Source organism: Streptomyces sp. NPDC028368 (genome assembly GCF_055565615.1).
Map to the genome: position 1 here is coordinate 1 of NZ_JBVHTY010000020.1, position 20,674 is coordinate 20,674.

Annotated in this window: 22 protein-coding genes; 12 read left to right on the forward strand and 10 right to left on the reverse strand. The window is 70.9% G+C overall.

From position 1 onward, the window contains the following. Positions 1-123: 123 nt before the first annotated feature. From ACZ4S3_RS34080 to ACZ4S3_RS34090, 3 genes are all read right to left on the reverse strand, one after another. Positions 124-1,452, reverse strand: a complete 1,329-nt coding sequence (locus tag ACZ4S3_RS34080; protein ID WP_467941572.1) for a DUF2637 domain-containing protein — start codon at positions 1,450-1,452, stop codon at positions 124-126. Between the two features lie 94 nt (positions 1,453-1,546). Beyond that, the gene (locus tag ACZ4S3_RS34085) at positions 1,547-2,257 is read right to left on the reverse strand and encodes a DUF3558 family protein (RefSeq protein WP_467941574.1); all 711 of its coding nucleotides are present in this window, start codon (positions 2,255-2,257) and stop codon (positions 1,547-1,549) included. A gap of 187 nt (positions 2,258-2,444) precedes the next feature. After that, entirely contained in the window at positions 2,445-3,332 is an 888-nt protein-coding gene (locus ACZ4S3_RS34090; RefSeq protein WP_467941576.1) for a hypothetical protein, read from the reverse strand. A gap of 173 nt (positions 3,333-3,505) precedes the next feature. On the opposite strand from ACZ4S3_RS34090, the gene ACZ4S3_RS34095 reads away from it, so the two are divergent. Further along, a complete protein-coding gene (locus ACZ4S3_RS34095) occupies positions 3,506-4,699 on the forward strand; it encodes an RtcB family protein (RefSeq protein ID WP_467941578.1) in 1,194 nt (397 codons plus the stop codon). 129 nt (positions 4,700-4,828) lie between these two features. Here the strand turns inward: ACZ4S3_RS34095 and ACZ4S3_RS34100 are convergent, their stop codons facing one another. The 3 genes from ACZ4S3_RS34100 to ACZ4S3_RS34110 all read right to left on the reverse strand — a co-directional run bounded on the left by ACZ4S3_RS34100 (position 4,829) and on the right by ACZ4S3_RS34110 (position 6,883). Next, complete coding sequence (locus ACZ4S3_RS34100; protein WP_467941580.1) at positions 4,829-5,563, reverse strand: DUF2306 domain-containing protein; 735 nt, start codon at positions 5,561-5,563, stop codon at positions 4,829-4,831. Between the two features lie 130 nt (positions 5,564-5,693). After that, positions 5,694-6,458 (reverse strand): SDR family NAD(P)-dependent oxidoreductase, encoded by a 765-nt coding sequence (locus ACZ4S3_RS34105; RefSeq protein WP_467941581.1) that lies wholly within the window; start codon positions 6,456-6,458, stop codon positions 5,694-5,696. 89 nt (positions 6,459-6,547) lie between these two features. After that, positions 6,548-6,883: a YnfA family protein gene (locus tag ACZ4S3_RS34110; RefSeq protein WP_467941583.1), complete on the reverse strand. Its 336-nt coding sequence runs from the start codon at positions 6,881-6,883 to the stop codon at positions 6,548-6,550. A gap of 89 nt (positions 6,884-6,972) precedes the next feature. Here ACZ4S3_RS34110 and ACZ4S3_RS34115 point away from each other — a divergent pair, with 89 nt between their 5' ends. Then, on the forward strand, positions 6,973-7,704 hold the full coding sequence (locus tag ACZ4S3_RS34115; protein WP_467941584.1) for an AAA family ATPase: 732 nt from the start codon (positions 6,973-6,975) through the stop codon (positions 7,702-7,704). Here the strand turns inward: ACZ4S3_RS34115 and ACZ4S3_RS34120 are convergent. Continuing rightward, the gene (locus tag ACZ4S3_RS34120) at positions 7,699-9,255 is read right to left on the reverse strand and encodes an FAD-dependent monooxygenase (protein WP_467941836.1); all 1,557 of its coding nucleotides are present in this window, start codon (positions 9,253-9,255) and stop codon (positions 7,699-7,701) included. The genes ACZ4S3_RS34115 and ACZ4S3_RS34120 overlap by 6 nt on opposite strands. Positions 9,256-9,357: 102 nt before the next feature. Between ACZ4S3_RS34120 and ACZ4S3_RS34125 the strand changes: the two genes are divergently transcribed. After that, complete coding sequence (locus ACZ4S3_RS34125) at positions 9,358-10,044, forward strand: TetR/AcrR family transcriptional regulator (protein WP_467941586.1); 687 nt, start codon at positions 9,358-9,360, stop codon at positions 10,042-10,044. Positions 10,045-10,055: 11 nt separating this feature from the next. Here the strand turns inward: ACZ4S3_RS34125 and ACZ4S3_RS34130 are convergent, their stop codons facing one another. After that, on the reverse strand, positions 10,056-10,874 hold the full coding sequence (locus tag ACZ4S3_RS34130; protein WP_467941589.1) for an AraC family transcriptional regulator: 819 nt from the start codon (positions 10,872-10,874) through the stop codon (positions 10,056-10,058). A gap of 94 nt (positions 10,875-10,968) precedes the next feature. Between ACZ4S3_RS34130 and ACZ4S3_RS34135 the strand changes: the two genes are divergently transcribed. Continuing rightward, complete coding sequence (locus ACZ4S3_RS34135; RefSeq protein ID WP_467941591.1) at positions 10,969-11,550, forward strand: TIGR03086 family metal-binding protein; 582 nt, start codon at positions 10,969-10,971, stop codon at positions 11,548-11,550. Positions 11,551-11,667: 117 nt separating this feature from the next. Here the strand turns inward: ACZ4S3_RS34135 and ACZ4S3_RS34140 are convergent, their stop codons facing one another. Continuing rightward, on the reverse strand, positions 11,668-12,009 hold the full coding sequence (locus ACZ4S3_RS34140) for a MazG-like family protein (RefSeq protein WP_467941593.1): 342 nt from the start codon (positions 12,007-12,009) through the stop codon (positions 11,668-11,670). Between the two features lie 184 nt (positions 12,010-12,193). Between ACZ4S3_RS34140 and ACZ4S3_RS34145 the strand changes: the two genes are divergently transcribed. The 3 genes from ACZ4S3_RS34145 (at position 12,194) to ACZ4S3_RS34155 (ending at position 14,790) form a co-directional block, all read left to right on the forward strand. Further along, positions 12,194-12,682, forward strand: coding sequence for a cupin domain-containing protein (locus ACZ4S3_RS34145; RefSeq protein ID WP_467941595.1), 489 nt, complete (start codon positions 12,194-12,196; stop codon positions 12,680-12,682). A gap of 92 nt (positions 12,683-12,774) precedes the next feature. After that, on the forward strand, positions 12,775-13,593 hold the full coding sequence (locus ACZ4S3_RS34150) for an SDR family NAD(P)-dependent oxidoreductase (RefSeq protein WP_467941597.1): 819 nt from the start codon (positions 12,775-12,777) through the stop codon (positions 13,591-13,593). 138 nt (positions 13,594-13,731) lie between these two features. Further along, positions 13,732-14,790 (forward strand): cation diffusion facilitator family transporter, encoded by a 1,059-nt coding sequence (locus ACZ4S3_RS34155; RefSeq protein ID WP_467941599.1) that lies wholly within the window; start codon positions 13,732-13,734, stop codon positions 14,788-14,790. 102 nt (positions 14,791-14,892) lie between these two features. Here ACZ4S3_RS34155 and ACZ4S3_RS34160 read toward each other — a convergent pair whose 3' ends face one another. Continuing rightward, positions 14,893-15,453, reverse strand: coding sequence for a hypothetical protein (locus tag ACZ4S3_RS34160; protein ID WP_467941601.1), 561 nt, complete (start codon positions 15,451-15,453; stop codon positions 14,893-14,895). Positions 15,454-15,777: 324 nt separating this feature from the next. Between ACZ4S3_RS34160 and hemL the strand changes: the two genes are divergently transcribed. The 5 genes from hemL (at position 15,778) to ACZ4S3_RS34185 (ending at position 20,671) form a co-directional block, all read left to right on the forward strand. Further along, complete coding sequence (gene hemL, locus ACZ4S3_RS34165) at positions 15,778-17,085, forward strand: glutamate-1-semialdehyde 2,1-aminomutase (protein ID WP_467941603.1); 1,308 nt, start codon at positions 15,778-15,780, stop codon at positions 17,083-17,085. A 41-nt stretch (positions 17,086-17,126) separates the two neighbouring features. Continuing rightward, on the forward strand, positions 17,127-17,807 hold the full coding sequence (locus ACZ4S3_RS34170; protein WP_467941605.1) for a histidine phosphatase family protein: 681 nt from the start codon (positions 17,127-17,129) through the stop codon (positions 17,805-17,807). 144 nt (positions 17,808-17,951) lie between these two features. Further along, complete coding sequence (locus ACZ4S3_RS34175) at positions 17,952-19,175, forward strand: polysaccharide deacetylase family protein (protein WP_467941607.1); 1,224 nt, start codon at positions 17,952-17,954, stop codon at positions 19,173-19,175. Between the two features lie 118 nt (positions 19,176-19,293). Further along, entirely contained in the window at positions 19,294-19,905 is a 612-nt protein-coding gene (locus ACZ4S3_RS34180; protein WP_467941609.1) for a TlpA family protein disulfide reductase, read from the forward strand. A 4-nt stretch (positions 19,906-19,909) separates the two neighbouring features. Next, positions 19,910-20,671, forward strand: a complete 762-nt coding sequence (locus ACZ4S3_RS34185; RefSeq protein ID WP_467941611.1) for a cytochrome c biogenesis CcdA family protein — start codon at positions 19,910-19,912, stop codon at positions 20,669-20,671. Positions 20,672-20,674 lie beyond the last annotated feature (3 nt).

The following is a 20,674-nucleotide window of genomic DNA, read 5'->3' on the forward strand; positions in this document are numbered from 1 at the left end:
AGCACGGCCCGCTGGGCATCAGTTACCGACAACGGCGGGATCTTCGGTCCAGGACGACTCACACTCAACCAACGACGAAACTCCGACTCAGGTCAGTAGGGCCTTCGTCCGGATCAGGCCGGGCTACGGGATGTGCTCGGTCTCCATCTCCATACGGAAGCGGGCCTGGAAGTCCCGTACGAACGTGCGCAGGTAGTTCTCGGTCAGCGGGCCGCCGTCCCGTCCCGTCACCCCGTAGGAGTCGAGCAGATAGCGGGCGAACTGCCGGGTGTCGGGGAAGTAGTTCTTCTCCGCGACGTACGTGCGGTACGCCCCGTAGTACGCCTCGTCGCGCGGGACGTCGTCGGGGAGCGCGGAGAGCGGGGGCAGCGGCTCGGGTTCAGGCTCGGGTTCGGGGGCGTACCCGCGCTGCTCGGGGATCGGCAGCGGATCGCCGGCACTGCCCAGGGGGCGGCTGCGTCCGGGGCCTACGGGGACGGTCAACTGGCTTGCCGCGGTGGACTGTTCGGGGGCGGGGGGCTCGGCCGTGAACTCGGCGATGGTCTCGTCGGTGGCCTCGCCAGTGGTCCCGTCGGCGATTTCGCCGGCGGTCTCTTCGCCGATCCGGGCCTGCCGGGCGGCCCGGTCGGCGGTCCGGTCGGCGGTCCCGGGCACCGCCTCCGGGGCGTCGGCCTCAGGCTCCGCCTCCGCGGCCGGCCGGGGCTCCACGGCAGGCGCGGACATGGCCCACGCCCCCGCCGGCATCAGCACCGTCGGCTCGATCCCCGCCGCCGTCAGCCCGGCCTGGGCCGTTCTCGCCAGCGGCACCCCGTACCGCGCCAGCCGCAACGGCATCAGCGACTCGACCGGCGCCCGCCGCCGCCACGCCCGCCCGTAGCGGGCGCGCAGCCGCGCCTGATAGACGAGGCGGTCCTGTTCGAGCTGGATGACCTGGTCGTAGGAGCGCAGCTCCCACAGCTTCATCCGGCGCCACAGCCGGAACGTGGACGGGAACGCCAGCAGCCAGCGGGTGAGCCGCACGCCCTCCATGTGCTTGTCGGCCGTGATGTCGGCGATCCGGCCGACGGCATGCCGGGCGGCCTCCACGGCCACCACGAACAGCACCGGGATCACCGCATGCATCCCCACGCCCAGCGCATCGGGCCAGGCGGCCGCGCCGTTGAACGCGATCGTCGCGGCCGTCAGCAGCCACGCCGTCTGGCGCAGCAGCGGGAACGGGATACGGATCCAGGTCAGCAGCAGATCCAGCGCCAGCAGCACCACGATCCCCGCGTCGATACCGATCGGGAAGACGGCCGAGAAGGCGCCGAAGCCCTTCTTCTCGGCCAGCTCGCGCACCGCCGCATAGGAGCCGGTGAACCCGATGGCCGCGATCAATGCCGCCCCGGCGATGACCACACCGATCAGGATGCGGTGCGTACGAGTCAACTGCGCCGTCTTCGTCGCGGACACCCGCGGTCCTCCCCGGCCTCGGCGAAATGGCGCGCCTAGCGTGGCACACGGTCGAGCCGGGGCCGGAGCGGGGCCCTGAGTCGGCTGTGAACGGTCAGCCGTTCGCCTTGGTGACGGCGTTGACGGCCTCCTTGGCGGCGGCCTGGGCGCTCTTGAGCAGGTCGGCGCTCTTGGGGGTGTCGGCACCGGCCAGGCCCGCGCCGTTGTAGTTGAGCGTGACGACGACGTTGGCGGTGCGGGCGACGACCGTCGTGTTCTTGAAGGCGTTGCCTTCCTTCTTCACGTCGTAGGTGATCGCGGTGGCCTCATCGCCCGTTCCGGAGGTCTTGACGGCCTCCAGCTTCTTGGCGCCCGAGGTCCCCTTCGCGTCGGAGACCTGCTTGGCGTAGAACTCCGTGGCCCGCTTCTCGCCGGAGCCGACGCTCGGGTTGGGGTCGGAGTCGTAGCGCTGGAAGCCGATGTCGAGCCAGCGGAACTGGGTGCCGTCGACGCCGTTCTCGTCGGAGCTGTCCCAGGAGCAGGTGCCGTGCGTGGCGTCGTCGGAGGACGTGCCCTGCTCGCCGGACTTGTTCTTCGTCTTGGGCACCAGCTTGTCGAGGGTGTCCTTGGAGAGCGCCGCACACGGATTCGGCAGCTTCTTGAACTTCGCGGCCGCGACCTTCGGTGACGGGCTGCCGGTCTTGCTGGGCGTCGCGGAGGAGTCGCCGGAGCTCTTGGTGTCCGAGCCGGAGCAGCCGGCGACAAGCATCACCGGGACTGCTGCGCAGGCGAGAAGGCTGGCGAGGCGCTTGGCTGAACGGTGCATGGTTCCTTCGCTGTTCGTCGTCGTGGCTGCGGCCCCACCTCGCGTACGGGGTCGTACGGGGGTGCGACTAGACGGCACGGTACGCGGCGGAGCGAGGCCGGTGACCGATTCGTGTCGGGCGAACGATCGGATGTTTGGGAGGGAATGGCCCCAAGTGGCGCCATTCCCGCAAACTGCCCATTCCGAACTATTCGCTCAAGCTGTCGGCGAGTTCTCCGGCCAGTGAACGGGCCCTGTCCTGCAGTTCCTGGCTGTCGGGCAAATTGGCCTTGTCCGTGGACCACTGGTCGTAGGTGATCGTCACGACGACGTTCGACGTGCGAAAGACCACAGTGATGTCGCGGTGTACTCCGGAGTCCGCGGTGGCCAGTTTGTCGTTCAGGAATGCCGCGTCACCGAGACCGTCCAGCACGCGTGGCGCCGTGGAGCTGCCCGGGGCCGCGCTCGCCCCGGTGGACGGCGGTGCCGGGCTGCCGGACGCCTTCCCCTCGCCGCCGTCCGTGCCCTTGCCGCCCTTGCCGCCCTTGCCGCTCTTGGCCTCCGGCGTGCCCTTGGGGGACGGCGGCGCGGTGGGTGTGGCGGAACCGTCGGACGGTATTTCGGCGGCCAGCTCCTTGCCGGCGTAGATCTCCTGCGCCCGGTCGTCATCGCTGACGGCGGGGTCGTACGAGACCACCCGCACGATGTCGAGTGCCAGGTGGCGGGTGCCCTCGGTCGTCTCGCGCTTCCAGCGGCAGCCGACGCGGCGGTCGGTGTCGTAGGTGACGTCGGCCTGACCCGCGTAGATCTTCTCCGCGTCGGCTTGCGAAAGCTGCTGGTCGTCGCCGGGCAGCATGCCGCGTACGGTGCTGCGCGCCGGGAGCCCGCAGGCCTCCGGGAGGGTCTGGTAGCGGCCCGGCTCGGAGGCCTGGTTCGCGGTGGAGGCGTCGCCGCTCTTGGCGTCGGTGGCCTCGCCGTCGGCGCTGGAGCCGCCGGTGCAGCCGGTGAGGCCTACGGCGAGCGCCGCGGCGGCCATCAGCGCGGCACCGGGGACGAACGACTTCCGGGGCGTCTTGCGTAGCGTCTTGCGCTGCATCGTTCGCGGCTCCTTTCCTGTGGAGTCCCCCACGAAATGTGGTTGCCGCCGAGCGGCGGCCGATGGACACAATGTCTACCGCACGTCTTGCCGCGGACGCCGGTCAACCGTCCAAGATCCGATGAGTTGTCCGCGTTTTGCGTTTTATCTGTTTTCGGGGGAATGAGGGAGTTATGTCGTACACCGAGGTGCCCGGCGCGCAGGTACCGATCCGGATGTGGACGGACCCGGCTTCGGTCGAGGACGTCGCGATGCAGCAGCTGCGTAATGTCGCCACCCTGCCGTGGATCAAGGGCCTGGCCGTGATGCCGGATGTGCATTACGGCAAGGGCGCCACCGTCGGTTCGGTGATCGCGATGCAGGGTGCGGTCTGCCCGGCGGCGGTCGGCGTCGACATCGGCTGCGGAATGAGCGCCGTGAAGACCTCCCTCACCGCCAACGACCTTCCCGGTGATCTCTCCCGCCTCCGCTCCAAGATCGAGCAGGCGATCCCGGTGGGGCGGGGGATGCATGACGATCCGGTGGACCCCGGGCGGATGCACGGGTTCGCGACGGCGGGGTGGAGGGACTTCTGGGCCCGCTTCGACGGGGTGGCCGACGCGGTCAAGTTCCGTCAGGAACGGGCCACGAAGCAGATGGGCTCGCTCGGATCGGGCAACCACTTCTGGGAGTTCTGCATCGATTCCGATCAGTCCGTATGGATCATGCTGCACTCCGGATCGCGCAACATCGGCAAGGAACTGGCCGAGTACCACATGGGCGTGGCCCAGAAGCTGCCGCAGAACCAGGGACTGGTCGACCGCGACCTCGCCGTCTTCATCGCGGACACCCCGCAGATGGCGGCGTACCGCAACGACCTGTTCTGGGCGCAGGAGTACGCGAAGCACAACCGCGAGGTCATGATGGCCCTGTCCCAGGAAGTGGTCCGCCGGGAGTTCAAGAAGGCGAAGGTGACCTTTGGCGAGGTCATCTCCTGCCACCACAACTACGTGGCGGAGGAGCGGTACGACGGCATGGACCTGCTGGTGACCCGTAAGGGCGCGATCCGGGCGGGCAGCGGCGAGTACGGCATCATCCCGGGCTCGATGGGCACCGGCTCGTACATCGTCAAGGGCCTGGGCAACGCCGCGAGCTTCAACTCCGCCTCGCACGGCGCCGGCCGCAAGATGAGCCGTAACGCGGCCAAGAAGCGGTTCACGACGCGCGACCTGGAGGAGCAGACGCGGGGCGTGGAGTGCCGTAAGGACTCCGGAGTGATCGACGAGATTCCGGGTGCCTACAAGCCGATCGAGAAGGTCATCGATCAGCAGCGGGACCTGGTGGAGGTCGTCGCCCACCTCAAGCAGGTCATCTGCGTGAAGGGCTGAGAGCGGCACCCGGCCACCACTGCGACGGGATGGCCGCCGCGCGCAGGCCCGGGCGCGGCGGCGGCGTCGGAGTGGAGGCCGGCGTGGCGGACCGGGTGTGGAAGGGGCGGTGCTTCGCGAGCGTGTGGGTCAGCGCGCCGTGCTCCGTCGTGCCCGCTTCCGCCGGCGCTGGATCAGATACTCGGCCGCGATCAGGTTGATGACGAGGGCGAGCCAGGCCGTCGCGCCGGCGATGTCGTGGGCGGCGGCCAGCTGGTCGCCCGCGTAGCTGACCGGGTCGGGGAGCTGGGCCGCCGTGAGCTGTTCGAGCAGGGGCTGGATGAGGCGCGAGGTGATGGCGACGAGGGTGAGGGCGAAGTTGCGGATCATCCATACGCGGTGGTCGGCGTAGCGGCGCTGCCTGGCGGTGCGGTAGCCGGCGATGCCGGTGACGAGCCAGAGGACCTCGAGGACGGCCAGGGAGAGCTCGTTGCTCAGGCCCGTGGGGGCGAGGTAGACGACGGGGATGCCGACGAGGGCGGACGGGAAGACGCCGGCGAAGAAGTAGGTGCGGCCGGTCCAGCGGTGTACGGCGGGATGGCGGCGGCGTAGCCAGGGCCAGAACTGCGCGACGCCGGTGAGCACCGCGACGGTGGCGGTGGCGATGTGTGCCAGGAGCAGCGCGTAGTGGAGTGTGCTGCGCGGCGGGACACGGCTGGTGTGCAGGTCCGGGGGGATATAGGCGCTCAGGGCCTGAGCGGTGACGAAAACGATCACCGCGGCCAGGGGGATCAGCCACCAGGCGGCGTGGCGGCGGCGCCGGGGGCGGCCGGCGGGCACGGGGCGGGTGACGGCGGGGCCGTCCGGGTGCGTCGTGGAGGTCATGCGTCCACTGTCGCGAGGGCGGCACCGCGGCACACGGGGCCGGGACACCCGGTTCGGGGTGTACCCAGGCCCCGTATCCGAGGGGGGCCGGCGCCGGGTGAGGCGCCGGGAGGCGGCGCCTGGCCCGGCCTCAACCGGTGCGGTGGACCTTGGAGTTGGAGGCCTGGGCGCGCGGGCGGACGACCAGGAGGTCGATGTTGACGTGCGCGGGGCGGGTGATCGCCCAGGTGATGGTGTCGGCGACATCGTCCGCGCTGAGCGGGTCGGCCACGCCCTCGTAGACCTTGGCGGCCTTGGTGGCGTCCCCGCGGAAGCGCGTCGTGGCGAACTCCTCGGTCTTGACCATGCCGGGAGCGATCTCGATGACCCGTACGGGCTCGCCGCACAGCTCCAGGCGGAGGGTTTCGGCGATGACGTGCGCGCCGTGCTTGGCGGCGACATATCCGCCGCCGCCCTCGTAGGCGGCGTGGCCCGCGGTGGAGGACAGCACGACGACCGTTCCGTCGCCGGAAGCCGTGAGGGCGGGCAGCAGCGCCTGGGTCATGTGGAGCACACCCAGGACATTGACCTCGTACATCGCGCGCCAGTCGGCCGGGTCCCCGGTGGCGACCGGCTCTGCGCCGAGGGCGCCGCCGGCGTTGTTGACCAGGACGTCACAGCGGCCGAGGGAGGCCGCGAAGGCGTCGACGGCGGCGCGGTCGGTGACATCGAGGGCGCACGCCTCGGCGTGCGGCAGCTCCGCGGCGAGCGCCTCGATGCGGTCCTTGCGGCGGGCGGTGAGGACGACGCGGTAGCCGGCCGCCGCCAGCTGCCGTGCGGTGGCGGCGCCGATGCCGCTGCTCGCTCCGGTGATGACGGCGGTACGGCCCTCAGCGGTGTGGGCGTCGGCGGTCATGCGTTCTCCTCGGGCCAGGGGCGGTGGGTCCCCCTGCTCATGGAAGGCGTGGGGGTGATCGGTGCATGGTCAGGATATGCAGGCGCGCGTCAGCGACCGCGAGGGACGTACATGATCACTGCCATTCCGGCCAGGCAGATCAGCGCGCCGATGACGTCCCAGCGGTCGGGGCGGTAGCCGTCCGCGACCATGCCCCAGGCCAGCGAGCCCGCGACGAACACCCCGCCGTACGCGGCGAGAATCCGGCCGAAGTCGGCGTCCGGCTGGAGGGTGGCCACAAAGCCGTACAGCCCGAGGGCGATCACCCCCGCGCCGATCCACACCCAGCCCCGGTGCTCCCGGATCCCCTGCCAGACCAGCCAGGCACCGCCGATCTCGAAGAGCGCGGCGACGACGAACAGGGCGATGGAGCGGGCGATCAGCATGGGGTCAGGGTAGGGAGCCGAACGCCGGGAGCCGTGCGGGGGGCGTCGTCGGGGAAGCCGGTGTCAGTGCCCTGTGAGAGCTTCGGGGCATGCTCATCGAACGCGCCTACGTGGACCTCCCGGCAGGCGACGGGACGGCACCGGACGGCTGGCCCTGGACCGTGCCGTGTGTGCGGCAGCTGGTCGCGGAGGGGCTGGCCTTCCGTGCGCCGGTCACCTTTCTGGTGGGGGAGAACGGTTCGGGGAAGTCGACCTTCGCGGAGGCGCTGGCGGAGGCCTTCGGGCTGGATTCCTATGGCGGATCGGCGGGCTACAAGTACGCGAGCTCCCGGACGCCGTCGGAGCTGGGCGGGCTGCTGCGGTTCGACCCCACACGCGCCGGGCGGCGGATGGTCCGGGGGCCGCGCACCCGCCGCCGCGGCTTCTTTCTGCGGGCCGAGACCGCGCTGGAGGCGCTGAGCCGCGAACGGCTGTCGCAGGCCCCGGCCGACATGAGCCATGGCGAGGGCTTCCTGCTGGCCTTCCGGGAGAAGTTCGCGCAGCCGGGGCTGTATGTGATGGATGAGCCGGAGGCGGCACTGTCGTTTTCCTCCTGTCTTCAACTGGTCGGGTTGATGGATGAGTTGGCCGCCGTGGGGGCGCAGGTCATCTGCGCCACGCATTCGCCCGTGCTGACGGCGCTGCCCGGAGCCGAGATCGTCGAGCTCGGTGAGCACGGCATGCGGAGTGTGGAGTGGGCGGAGCTGGGCCTCGTCGATCACTGGCGCCGCTATATGGCCGACCCGCAGGCCTATCTGCGGCATGTGCTCAGCGGCTCATGAACCGACAGCCACGGGCGGGCCGGCCGGGCTGGAGCCCGCCGGGCCGGCCGCGGCGCCCGTCCACTCGGTGAGGGCGCCACGGAGCTGCACGGCGCGCTCGGCCGGTCCGGTGGCGTCGGTGGCCCAGGCGATGTAGCCGTCGGGACGTATGAGAAGCGCGGTGCGGCGGTCGCTCTCCCAGGAGGCTGCGACGACGCGGTCGGCGGCGGGGCGGACGGCGCCGGTCTCGTCGGCGGGAGTGATGAGGACGAACTTGCCCTGCCGGAGGACTTCGTAGAGGCGGCTGCCGTCGGCCAGGCGGATGTCGGGGGCGCGGCGGCCGGTGAGGCGGTGGGCGCCGCGCCCGGCCGGGTAGGCGAGGTCGATGCCGGAGACGGTGCCGAGCGCGCGGCGGGACAGCGGCCGCAGATGGTTGATGAGCTGGGCGAGGAGCGCGCGGGCGGCGCGGGCCGGCGCAGAGCGCAACAGCGCGAGCCGGATGAGGGCGCCGCTGCTGCGGAGCACCATCTTGCCCACCGGGTGGCGCTCGGCCTGATAGCTGTCCAGCAGGGTGTCGGGGGAATGCCCCTTGATCACCGCCGCCAGCTTCCAGCTGAGATTGGCCGCGTCCTGGAGGCCGACGTTCATCCCCTGGCCGCCGGCGGGGGAATGGATATGCGCGGCGTCGCCGGCGAGGAAGACGCGGCCGACGCGGTATTCGGGGGCCTGGCGCTCGTCGCTGTGGAAGCGGGAGATCCAGCGGGGGTCATACATGCCGTAGTCGGTGCCGAAGGCGAGCCGGCTGACCTCCTGGACCTCGGCGAAGTCGGCCGGGGCGGTGTCGTCGGCCTGGGCGTGGAGGTTCCAGCCGATGACGCGGTACCAGCCGTCGCCGAACGAGCCGATCAGGGCGAAGGCGTCGCGAGTGGCGTTGACGGTGAAGGGGGAGTCGGGCGGCTGGGCCAGCCGGACATCGGCGAGCACCACGGAGCGGATGACGGACTTGCCGGGGAAGGGCAAGCCGACGGCCTGGCGGACGCTGCTGCGGGCGCCGTCGGTGCCGACGACGTAGGCGGCACGGGCGCTGCCGATGCCTTCGGCGTCGCGAAAGCGCACCGTCACGTCGTCCGCGTCCTGATCGAGGGCGAGCACCTCGGAGTCGTACCGGAAGGTGACGCCGGCCTGCCGGGCCCGCCGCTCCAGCAGCCGCTCGACCTCGAACTGGGGGGTGATCAGCACGAACGGGAAGCGGGTGGGGAGCTGGGCCGGGGCGAGGACGGCGCCGCCGAACAGGCCGAGGCCGGTGAGCCGGTGGCCGCCCGCGATCAGCTCATCGGCGAGCCCGCGGGCATCCAGCTGCTCGAGCGAGCGGGCATGCACGGCAAGCGCGCGGGTGAGGTTGCTGATGGTTTTGGGGCGGCGCTCCAGAAGCGTGACGCTCAGCCCCGCCTCGGCGAGGTCGCCGGCGAGCAGCAGTCCGGTCGGGCCGGCGCCGACGACGATCACGTCGCTGCGCGGGGTCTCGGGGGTCGTTGTCAGGTCGGTGGTGCCGGGCTCGCGGTTCGTCTCCATCATGGCCGCCTCCAGTGCCAACATGTGTTGGTCAACGCTTGTTGGCAAGCGTAAAACGGTCGGAGCTGGCGTGTCAACAGCCGTTGGCCTACATTTGTTGGCATGGCCGACCGAAAGCCCTCCGCCGCCCCTTCCACCCCTTCCGCCACCTCCCCCACCCCCGCGATCACCCCTGACGTGGACCTCGACGCACCCCCCGTCGTCCCCGCCGCGCCCCACGCCGGGGACCACCCCCGCCCCCGCCGCTCCGCGGCCACCCGCGCCGCGATCCTGGCCGCCGCCCGCGACCGCTTCGCCGCCGACGGCTACGAGCGCGCCACGATCCGCGCCATCGCACGGGACGCGGGCATCGATCCGTCGATGGTGATGCGCTACTACGGCAACAAAGAAGGGCTCTTCGCGGCCGCCTCGGAGATCGAGCTGCGTGTCCCCGATCTCACCCAGGTGCCGCGCGAGGAAGTCGGCGCCCGGCTCGTCCGCCACTTCATCGAGCGCTGGGAGGGCGACGAGACGCTGACCGGAATGATGCGCGTCGGCGTCACCAATGCCGCGGGCGCGGAGCGGATGCGGGGGATCTTCGCCGAGCAGATCAGGCCTGTGCTCGACGCCGTCTGCCCGGTGCCCGAGGAGGCGGCGACCCGCGCCGCGCTGATCGAATCGCAGATCCTGGGCATGGCCCTGTGCCGCTATGTCCTGCACATGCCGCCCGCCGTCGCCCTCAGCCACGACGAACTCATCGCCTGGCTGGCCCCCACCGTCCAGCGCTATCTGACGGCCGAAGGGCCCTGAGAACCCCGCCCTCAGCGCCCGTAAGCCGTCGGGGACACGCCCACCGTCGCCGTGACATCGCGGATCAGATGCGCCTGATCGCTGTAGCCCAGCTCGGCGGCGACCGCGGCCCAGTCGACCGCCGCGTCAAAGGCGGCGCGCTCCAGCGCCTCATGGACGCGGTGCCGCAGCAGCACCCACTTGGGGCTGACCCCGACGTACCCCGCGAACAGCCGCTGCAGGGCCCGTACGGACATCCCCTCGTCCCGCGCGAAGTCCGCGACCCGCCGGATCGTACGGTCCCGGCGGATCCGGTCCGCCAGGCGCATGGCCAGGCCGGCCTGGGCGAGGACCCGCGGCTCGCCCCGTAGGAGAGGGGCCACGAAGGCGTCGAGCGCGGCCACCCGGGCGTCCTCGTCCGCCGGCTCCAGCACACCGGACGCGGCCGCACCGAAGCGGCCCGCACCCCCGAACACCACGGCCGGCGGAAGCCGCCGGCCCGTCCAGTCGGTCACCGGCCGCCCCGGTGCGAACGGCCGGAACCCACCTGGCCGGAACTGCACCCCGCACACCCGCCCCCGCCCCACCAGCTTCTGCGAGAACACCTCCAGCCCCACACCCGCGACCTCGCCGAAGCCGGGCCGGTCCGCGTACCGCTGGAAGACGACGTTCACGGACGGGTGCGGGACGACATGCGTGGCGTACGGCTCGGCCAGGTCCCAGTCGATCAGCCAGTAGTGCTCCACATACGGGCGCAGCGGTGCCGCGGGGACGCGGCGGCGGAAGTGCACCCGGGTGAGGAGCTCCCGGGCGTCGACGATGCCCCGGGTATCGCGCCGTGGAGCGGTCATGCCATCGAGCGTAGGGCGCGCCGCCGCGTTCGCCTCGACGCGCGTGTCGCATTTTTTCAAGCCACCGCCGATGCGCGCCCCTAGCGTCGTCCGCATGACAGAAGAACCCATCAGCGAGCTGCTCGACGCGTCGGCCGCGGCGGCGCTTCCCGTACTGCGCCAGGTGCGCGACGACCAGATGACACTGCCGACACCCTGTGCCGAGTACGACGTGCGGGCGCTGCTCAACCACCTCTTCCAGGTGGTCGTCGAGTTCCAGGCGCTCGCCGCCAAGAAGGACGCGGACTTCGGCCATACGCCCGACCGGCTCGGCGAGTACGGGGCGCGGTGGCCCGCCCGCCTCGCCGAGGAGACGGCGCGGCTGGTCGAGGCCTGGGCGGCACCGGGCGCGGAGGACGGGCTCAGCGGCGGGATGCGGCTGCCGTCCCGGATCGTCGGCGGAATGGTGCTGCTGGACCTGACGGTGCATACGTGGGACGTGGCGCGGGCGACCGGCCAGGCGTACGCGCCGGCCGCGGGGTGCGTGGCCGAGCTGCGGGCCCTGGTCGCACAGATGGCCCCGACGGCCCGGCAGATGAACGTCTTCGCCGAGCCGGTCCCCGTACCGCCGGGCGCGTCCGGCTTCGAGGCGCTGCTGGCGGAGACGGGCCGCGACCCCCACTGGACCACCGGCTGACGGCCACCTCAACGCGCCGGGCAGACGGCCACCGAGCGGCCGGCCGTCCCGCGGTCCCGCCATCCGGCCGCCCGGCCGTCCCGCCGCCTGGCCGCTCCGCCGCCCGGCCGTCCCGCCTCAGGAAGGCGGCACCCGCGCCGCCACCCGCCCCAGGTGCCCCTCGAACACCCGTCGCGCATCCGGCGTCAGTGTCCGCAAGGCGACCATCGCCGTAAGGATCACATCGCACAGTTCACTGCGTACGTCGTCCCAGGTGTGGCTGTGGCCCTTGCGGGGGTTCTGGCCGGTGGCCCCTATGACGGCCTGCGCGACCTCGCCCGCCTCCTCCGAGAGCTTCAGGATCCGTAGCAGCCGCTCCTGTTCGAGCGGTAGCGCGCTCTCCCCGTCGAGCCAGCGCACCAGCCCTTCGACGGCCTCCCACACGGCCGCCCCGTCCAGCGGACCCGAGCTACCGGGCAAGGCGTCAGACACGGCGTCAGACACGGCGTCAGACACGGCGTCAGGCAAGGCGTCAGACACGGCATCCGATGTGGCATCCGACGTGGGATCAGGCAAGACATCAGACATGGCCCGATTGTGCCCTCGTCGCCGCCCGCCCCCTGCCTAGGGTGTGGCACCAGGACGGGAGTACGGGAGGCCGTAGATGCACCAGCCGACACCCAAAACCCTGATCGACTTCTACGGGCTGGTCCCGCTGCCCCGTGAGGGCGGGCGCTTCCGGCAGACTTGGGCCGGGCCCGAGCGCGCCGACGGGCGTCCGGAGGGCACCGCGATCGTCATGCTCCTGACCTCCGAACCCGGCGACTTCTGCGCGCTGCACCGGCTGCCGACCGACGAGATCTGGCACTTCTATCAGGGCGATCCGCTGGCCCTGTTGCTGCTGTACGGGGACGGCACGGCCCGTACGGCCGTCCTCGGCCCGGACATCATGGGCGGCCAGCACGTCCAGTTCACCGTCCCGGCCGGCACGTGGATGGCGGCCGTGGTCGCCGAGGGCGGCTCCTGGACGCTCTTCGGCTGCACCATGGCGCCGGGCTTCACCTTCGCGGACTACGAGCACGGGGACGCCGCCGAACTGGCGGCGCGGTTTCCCGGGGAGGCGGCGCGGATCACCGCGCTGAGCCGGCCATGACAGAGCCGACGGCCCCCTGTGGGTCCGACAACGCAGTCGGCGGGTCGGCGACTCCCGGTGGGGCCGCCGCCTCCGAAAGTACGCCCGAAAGTGTGCCCGAAAGGCCCGGCCACCAGGGCCACTGCCCTGCCCCTTCCCCCGCTCCCACCGCTCTCCCCGACCTCACCGGCCAGGTAGTCCTGATCACCGGCGCGGCCGGCAACATCGGCCGCGGTATCGCGCTGCGGTTCGCCGCCGCAGGGGCCGCCGTGGTGGCGCATTACCGTACGGGCGCCGACGCCGCGCGGGCACTGGTCCAGCAGATCGAGTCAGGCGGCGGGAGCGCCTTGGCGCTGTCCGCCGATCTGGCCGTCGAGGCGGAATGCCACCGTCTGGTGGCGGAGGCGGCCGCCTGGCGCGGCCGGCTGACCGCCCTGGTGAACAACGCCGGGGTGCAGCCGACACAGGAGCTGCCGGGCATGTCGCTGGCCGACTGGCGGGCGGTGGCGGATCCCACCCTGCACAGCGTCTTCGCCTGCACCCAGGCCGCGGCGGAGACGATGCGCGCGGGCGGCGGAGGGTCGGTGACCCATATCGCGTCGATCGAGGCGCACCACCCGGCCCCGCGGCACGCCCACTACAGCGCGGCCAAGGCGGCGGTGGTGATGCACGCCCGCTCGGCGGCGCTGGAATACGGGGCGTACGGCATCCGCGTCAACAGCGTCTCCCCGGGGCTGATCGAGCGTCGTGGCCTCGAGGACGACTGGCCGGAGGGTGTACGGCGCTGGCAAGAGGCGGTGCCCGCCGGGCGCTTGGGCCGGCCCGGGGATGTGGGCGATGCCTGTGTCTTTCTCGCCTCGCCGATGGCTTCCTGGATCACCGGTCACGATCTCGTGGTGGACGGCGGCATCTCGGCCCGCCCTACGTGGTGACGCACCACCCGGTTCCGGCCGGGCGCCCGCAGAGTCGGTGCAGCGCCGTCCGCCAGGCACCTGCGAGGGCATCGCAGGTGGTCCTGAGCCTCACATGGACAGTGGCTGCAGGGGAGTTGTGGTGCCACAGTGAGGTTCATGGAGGGATATCGGCACCACGACGGGCACAGTGGGCCGCGCCGGCCGGGCGTTCGCCACCGGGTCGCGCATCTGATGAAGCCGCACGGCCACCAGAGGGCTGACCGGACCGATCCCGCGCTGGAGACCTCCGCCGAGGGGATGCGCACGCTGTGGATCTCGCTGGCCGTCCTGGGGCTGACCACAGCGGTGCAGGCCGCGGTCGTCGCATGGTCGGGGTCGGTGGCGCTGCTGGGTGACACCGTCCACAACGCCGCCGACGCGCTGACGGCCGTGCCGCTGGGCATCGCCTTCGTCCTGGGCCGGCGGGCGGCCGACCGCCGCTACACCTACGGCTACGGGCGGGCCGAGGACCTGGCCGGTATCGCCATCGTGCTGACGGTTGCCGCGTCGGCGGCGGTGACCGCCTGGGAAGCCGTCGACCGGCTGCTGCACCCCAGGGACGTGTCCCACCTAGGGGCGGTGGCGCTTGCCGCGCTCGTCGGGTGCGTCGGCAATGAGTGGGTGGCCCACTACCGGATCCGGACCGGCCGGAAGATCGGCTCGGCGGCGCTGGTCGCCGACGGACTGCACGCCCGGACCGACGGGTTCACCTCGCTCGCGGTGCTGCTGGGAGCGGGCGGTGCGGCGCTCGGTGTGCGTGCGGCCGACCCGGTGATCGGCCTGCTCATCACCCTCGCCATCGGGCTGGTGCTGCGGGACACGGCGCGGGAGGTCTGCCGGCGCCTGATGGATGCCGTCGATCCGGAGCTGGTCGAGCGGGCCGAGTCCGCGCTGCGCGGCGTCGCGGGGGTGCGGGGCATCGGGCCGGTGCGGATGCGGTGGATCGGCCATACGCTCCGGGCCGAGACGGCCATCGTGGTCGACCCGCAGCTGTCGGTGGTGGCGGCGCACAAGCTGGCGGTGGCGGCCGAGCACGCACTGATCCACGCGGTACCGCGGCTGACGGCGGCCACCGTCCACACGGACCACGCCCCCGTCGACGCCGCTGCCGGTGATCCGCACGCCGTGCTGGCACACCATCAGCATCATCACCCTCACCGGCACGCCGCTGCCTGACAGCCAGCGTCCCCCGTCGGGTCCTCGCCCCGCCGTCCCGGTGAAGATCGGGGGCGCCTCATGCCGGTCGCGCAGCAGCGCCGCGGCCCCGTCCTGGTGTGGTCAGGGCCACACCAGGCAGTACGCCTGATGCCCCGCCTCATGCAGCCGGTGGCTGAAGTCCTGCCACTCGTGCAGGAGCTGGTAGACGGTGTAGGCGTCGCGCGGGCCGCCGCGGTCGGGGACGGTGGACCAGATGAACGCGGCCGCGCCGACCGATTCCTCGCCGACGCCGCGCAGCGGGTCGACCACGGTCATGGGCAGCTTGACGACGGCGTAGTCGGGATGCAGAACGACCAGTTCGAGCGGCGGAACCTTATGGAGGGGTATGCCCTCTATACCCGTGAGGACCATCGCGGCCATGGTCTCCGGCTTGATCTTGGTGAACATGCCGCCCATTCCGAGCTCGTCACCGCCCAGTTCCTCGGGGCGCATCGAGATCGGGACCCGGGCCGCCGTCGCGCCATTCGGCGCGCCGAAGTACTTGTATGTCACCCCCATGCGGCCGCCCCTGTTTTCCCCGCCCGTGATGCCCTCGACGTCCTCGCGCCGGTGACGGCCGCGCTGGGCGCGCTCGGGACCCCGGTCATTGGTCCCCTCACCCAGTTCGCCACCGCGATGCATATCTCCACCCGACCACTCGCAGCTCCAGCCGCGCAACCCGATCATCGTCCCAGAGACCTCCCCCGTCACCGGCGCGTGAAACGCCCGGCCACGCGCCCCTGTACGGCTCTGAGACCATTGCTTGCGTGACTTACTCGTACGTCGCCCCAGTTTTGCAGACGCACGGGGGCTGAGGCCCGGTCGAGAGCGAGAGGAATCAAAAAGGGACCGAGATGGAACCGAGTGGCCCCCTATGAGGGTCCGCGAGGGGTTCCCGCATCGTAGTCAGCCGGGCCGTGTCCGTGTGCCGCCGCCCTCCCTCCGTTTACGCAGGTCAGGATCACAGTGTCTTTTCCGTATGAAGCCCCTGTTTCGCAGTCGCTGTTCGACCGGGCGTCCGTGGTGACCCCGGGCGGCGTCAATTCCCCGGTGCGGGCGTTCCGGGCCGTGGGCGGTACGCCCCGGTTCATGGTGTCCGGTACGGGTCCGTACCTTACTGATGCCGATGGCCGGGAGTATGTCGATCTGGTGTGTTCGTGGGGGCCGATGATCCTCGGCCACGCGCACCCCGAGGTGATCGCCGCGGTCCAGGAGGCGGTCGCCCGCGGTACGTCCTTCGGCACGCCCGGCGCGGGTGAGGTCGAGCTGGCCGAGGAGATCGTCGCCCGTATCGAGCCGGTCGAGCAGGTGCGGCTGGTGTCGTCGGGCACCGAGGCGACGATGTCGGCGATCCGGCTGGCGCGCGGCTTCACCGGCCGGGCGAAGGTGGTCAAGTTCGCGGGCTGCTACCACGGGCATGTCGACGCGCTGCTGGCCGCGGCCGGTTCGGGCGTGGCGACCTTCGGTCTGCCCGACACGCCGGGGGTGACCGGCGCGCAGGCCGGCGACACCATCGTGCTGCCGTACAACGACCTCGAGGCGGTCCGGGCCGCGTTCGCCGCGCACGAGGGCGAGATCGCCTGTGTGATCACCGAGGCGTCGCCCGGGAACATGGGCGTGGTGCCGCCGCTGCCCGGCTTCAACCAGGGCCTCAAGGACCTCTGCGCCGCCAACGGTGCGCTCTACATCTCCGACGAGGTCATGACCGGCTTCCGGGTCAGCAAGGCCGGCTGGTACGGCATCGATGGCGTCCGCCCGGACCTGATGACCTTCGGGAAGGTGATGGGCGGCGGCTTCCCGGCCGCGGCCTTCGGCGGCCGCGCGGACGTCATGGCACACCTCGCGCCGGCCGGTCCCGTCTACCAGGCGGGCACCCTGTCCGGGAACCCGGTCGCGACCGCCGCGGGTGTCGCGCAGCTGCGACTGCTGGACGATGCGGCGTACGAGAAGGTCGACGCGGTCTCGGCCGAGCTGCGGACGCTGGTCGGCGAGGCGTTCACCAAGGCGGGTGTGGCGCACCGGCTCCAGGCGGCGGGCAATATGTTCTCGGTCTTCTTCACCGACCAGGACGTGCGGGACTACGACAGCGCCAAGGCGCAGGAGGCGTTCCGCTTCACCGCCTTCTTCCACTCGATGCTGGAACAGGGCGTCTACCTGCCGCCGTCCGCCTTCGAGTCCTGGTTCGTCTCCACCGCGCACGATGCGGCGGCGCTCGAGCGGATCGCCGCCGCGCTGCCCGCGGCCGCGCAGGCCGCCGCCGGGGCAACCGCGTGAGCGGGCCGGACCGGAAGGCGGAGGACCGGAAGATGGGTGACATGAGCAGCGACGACATCACCGTGGTGCATCTGATGCGGCACGGCGAGGTGCACAACCCCGAGGGCGTCCTCTACGGGCGCCGGCCCGGCTATCACCTCTCCGAGCTGGGCCGGAAGATGGCCGACCGGGTCGCGGAGCATCTGGCGGAGCGGGACATCACGCATGTCGTCGCCTCCCCGCTGGAGCGTGCCCAGGAGACCGCGCTGCCGATCGCGGCCGGCCACGGTCTGGATCTGGCCACCGATGAGCGGCTGATCGAGGCGGGCAATGTCTTCGAGGGAAAGACCTTCGGGGTCGGCGACGGCGCGCTGAAAAAGCCGGGGAACTGGAAATACCTGACGAATCCGTTCCGGCCCTCGTGGGGCGAGCCGTACATCGAGCAGGTCGTCCGGATGATGGCGGCGCTCGGTGCGGCGCGGGACGCGGCGCGCGGGCACGAGGCCGTGGCGGTCAGCCATCAGCTGCCGATCTGGATCGTGCGCAGCTTCGCCGAGCGGCGGCGGCTGTGGCACGACCCGCGGAAGCGGCAGTGCACGCTGGCCTCGCTGACGTCGTTCACCTTCCACGGCGACAAGATCATCTCGGTCGGCTACAGCGAGCCCGCACGCGACCTGGTTCCCTCCCATCTTCTGGCGGGCGCCAAACCGGTCAAGGGGAAAGCCAAGGCTTTCGGGGCCTGATGCCGCCTCAATTGGCGGTATGTCAAACACGAGCCGAAGAAGAGATTTGAGCGAATAACCGGAACCCCGCCGTTCGACATGCCCTCTACTCAGTTGTCCGTTTATATGGACATCGAGTACGGCGAGTACGGATGGGGTCACGGTATGCGTGCAATCAGTCGGCGGGACCTGCTGGGCATGGGAGTTGGAGCAGCGGCGGCCTTCGGCATAGCAGGCTGCTCCTCGTCCGGTTCGGACGAGGAGGCGGACAAGCAACGGGTGCAGAACTCGGTGCAGGCTCGCTCGAAACTCATCGGTGACGGCTCGACCGCCAATTCCGGCGCGCAGCCGAATCAGCCCAAGCAGCCCGAACGGCTGGAGCCCGGTCAGACTCCGCCGCAGTTCGTGGTCTTCTCCTGGGACGGCGCGGGAGAGGTCGGCAACGGCCTCTTCCCGCGCTTCCTCAAGCTCGCCAAGGACCACGGCGCGGCCATGACATTCTTCCTCTCCGGGCTCTATCTCCTGCCGGAATCCAAGCGGCACCTCTACGAACCGCCGAACAACCGGCGCGGCGCCTCCGACATCGGCTATCTCACCGACGAGCACATCAAGGCGACGCTGAAGAACGTGCGCGAGGCCTGGCTGGACGGCCATGAGGTCGGCACCCACTTCAACGGCCACTTCTGCTCGGGCTCGGGCACCGTGAAGCACTGGACGCCGCAGCAATGGAAGTCCGAGATCGACCAGGCGATGGATTTTGTCACCAAGTGGCGTACGCATACGGGGTTCACGGACATAGAACCGCTGCCGTTCGACTACCGCAAGGAATTGGTCGGCGGCCGCACCCCCTGCCTGCTCGGTCAGGAAAATCTGCTGCCGACCGCCAAGAATCTCGGCTGGCGCTACGACGCCAGCTCGCCCGGCGGTCTGCAGATGTGGCCCAAGAAGAAGCTCGGCATCTGGGACTACCCGCTCCAGCAGATTCCGTTCCCGGGCCACTCGTTCGAGGTCCTCTCGATGGACTACAACATCCTCGCCAATCAGTCGCGGAACTCCACAAAGGCCCCGCCGGCCAACTACCCCGGATGGCGGCAGCAGGCCACCGACGCCTATATCGCCGGATTCCAGCGGGCCTACGAGAGCAATCGCGCGCCGTTCTTCATCGGCAACCACTTCGAGCAGTGGAACGGCGGCATCTATATGGACGCCGTCGAGGCAGCGCTCAAGCACATCGCCGACGACAAGAACCGGGATGTGCACCTGGTGTCGTTCCGGCAGTTCACCGACTGGCTCGACGCCCAGGACCCGGACGTGCTGGCCAAGCTCCAGCGGATGGGTGTGGGGCAGCGGCCCTCCGGTGGCTGGAATTCCTACCTCTCGGCCGCCTGAGCCCCTACGCCTCGGCCCCCCGCCTCGCCCGTACGTCCTGACATGCCCCTTTGCGCCGGGTGGCGCCGCGTGAGGGGGGTGCGGAAGATCCGGAATCGGCCCATGCGAAACTTTTCACATGAGTGCCTGCCGTCCACGCCGCACCAATCGCCGCCGTATCGCCCTGATCGCCGCAGGGGCCGCGGCGGCCTCGCTGATGCTGAGCGCCTGTGGTGACGGAACCTCCGGCGGATCGGCCCAGACCAAGTTCGTCCAGGGCAAGAACGGCATCGACACCGTGCCCAGGGCCGACCGGCAGCCGGCGCCCGAGCTGTCCGGGGAGACCACCACCGGCAAGAAGCCGCTGGACGTCGCCGACTACAAGGGCAAGGTCGTCGTCCTCAACGTCTGGGGCTCGTGGTGCGGGCCGTGCAGCGCCGAGGCGCCGAACTTCGCCAAGGTCGCGAACGAGACCAAGGCCAAGGGCGTCCAGTTCATCGGGATCAACACCCGCGACAGCGAGAAGTCGCAGGCGGTCAGCTTCGAGGAGCTGCACAAGATCCCGTACCCGAGCCTGTACGACCCGACCGGCAAGCTGATGCTGCGCTTCCCCAAGGGCAGCCTCAACCCGCAGGCCATTCCCTCCACGATCGCCATCGACCGGCACGGCAAGATCGCCGCCCGCTCGCTCGGCCCGCTCACCGAGGACGATCTGCGCAAGATGATCGCCCCGCTGACCGCCGAGAAGTGATCGCGTGATCGAGCTCGCCGCCGCCGCGGGAGACCAGACCGTCGTCAACGGCTCCCTGCTCGCTGCCATACCCGTGGCGCTGCTCGCCGGGTTGGTCTCCTTCTTCTCCCCCTGCGTCCTGCCGCTGGTCCCCGGCTATATGTCGTACGTGACCGGCGTGACCGGAACCGACCTCGGCGAGGCCAAGCGCGGCCGGATGCTGGCCGGTGCCTCACTCTTCATCCTCGGCTTCACCGCCGTCTTCGTCTCCGGCGGCGCCCTCTTCGGGTACTTCGGCAAGACCCTGCAGGACTACAAGGGCCCCATCTCGCAGGTCCTCGGCGTGCTGATGATCCTGCTCGGGCTGGCGTTCGCCGGCGTCCTCACCCGCTTCGGCCAGCGAGAGCTGCGCTTCCACAAGAAGCCCGCCATGGGGCTGGCCGGCGCGCCGGTGCTCGGGCTGCTCTTCGGCATCGGCTGGACGCCCTGCCTGGGCCCCACCTTCGCCGCCGTCAACGCCCTCGCCTTCTCCGAAGCCAACGCCGGACGGGGCGCCCTGCTCACCGTGGCCTACTGTCTGGGCCTGGGCCTGCCGTTCATCGCCGTGGCGCTGGCCTTCCGCCGGGTGCTCGGTGCGTTCGGCTGGGTCAAGCGGCACTACCAGTGGGTGATGCGGATCGGCGGCGGCATGATGATCGCGCTCGGCATCCTCCTCGTCACCGGCGTCTGGGACAGCCTGATGCAGGATCTGCAGGGCTGGACGCAAAGCTTCAATGTTGGGATCTGACTG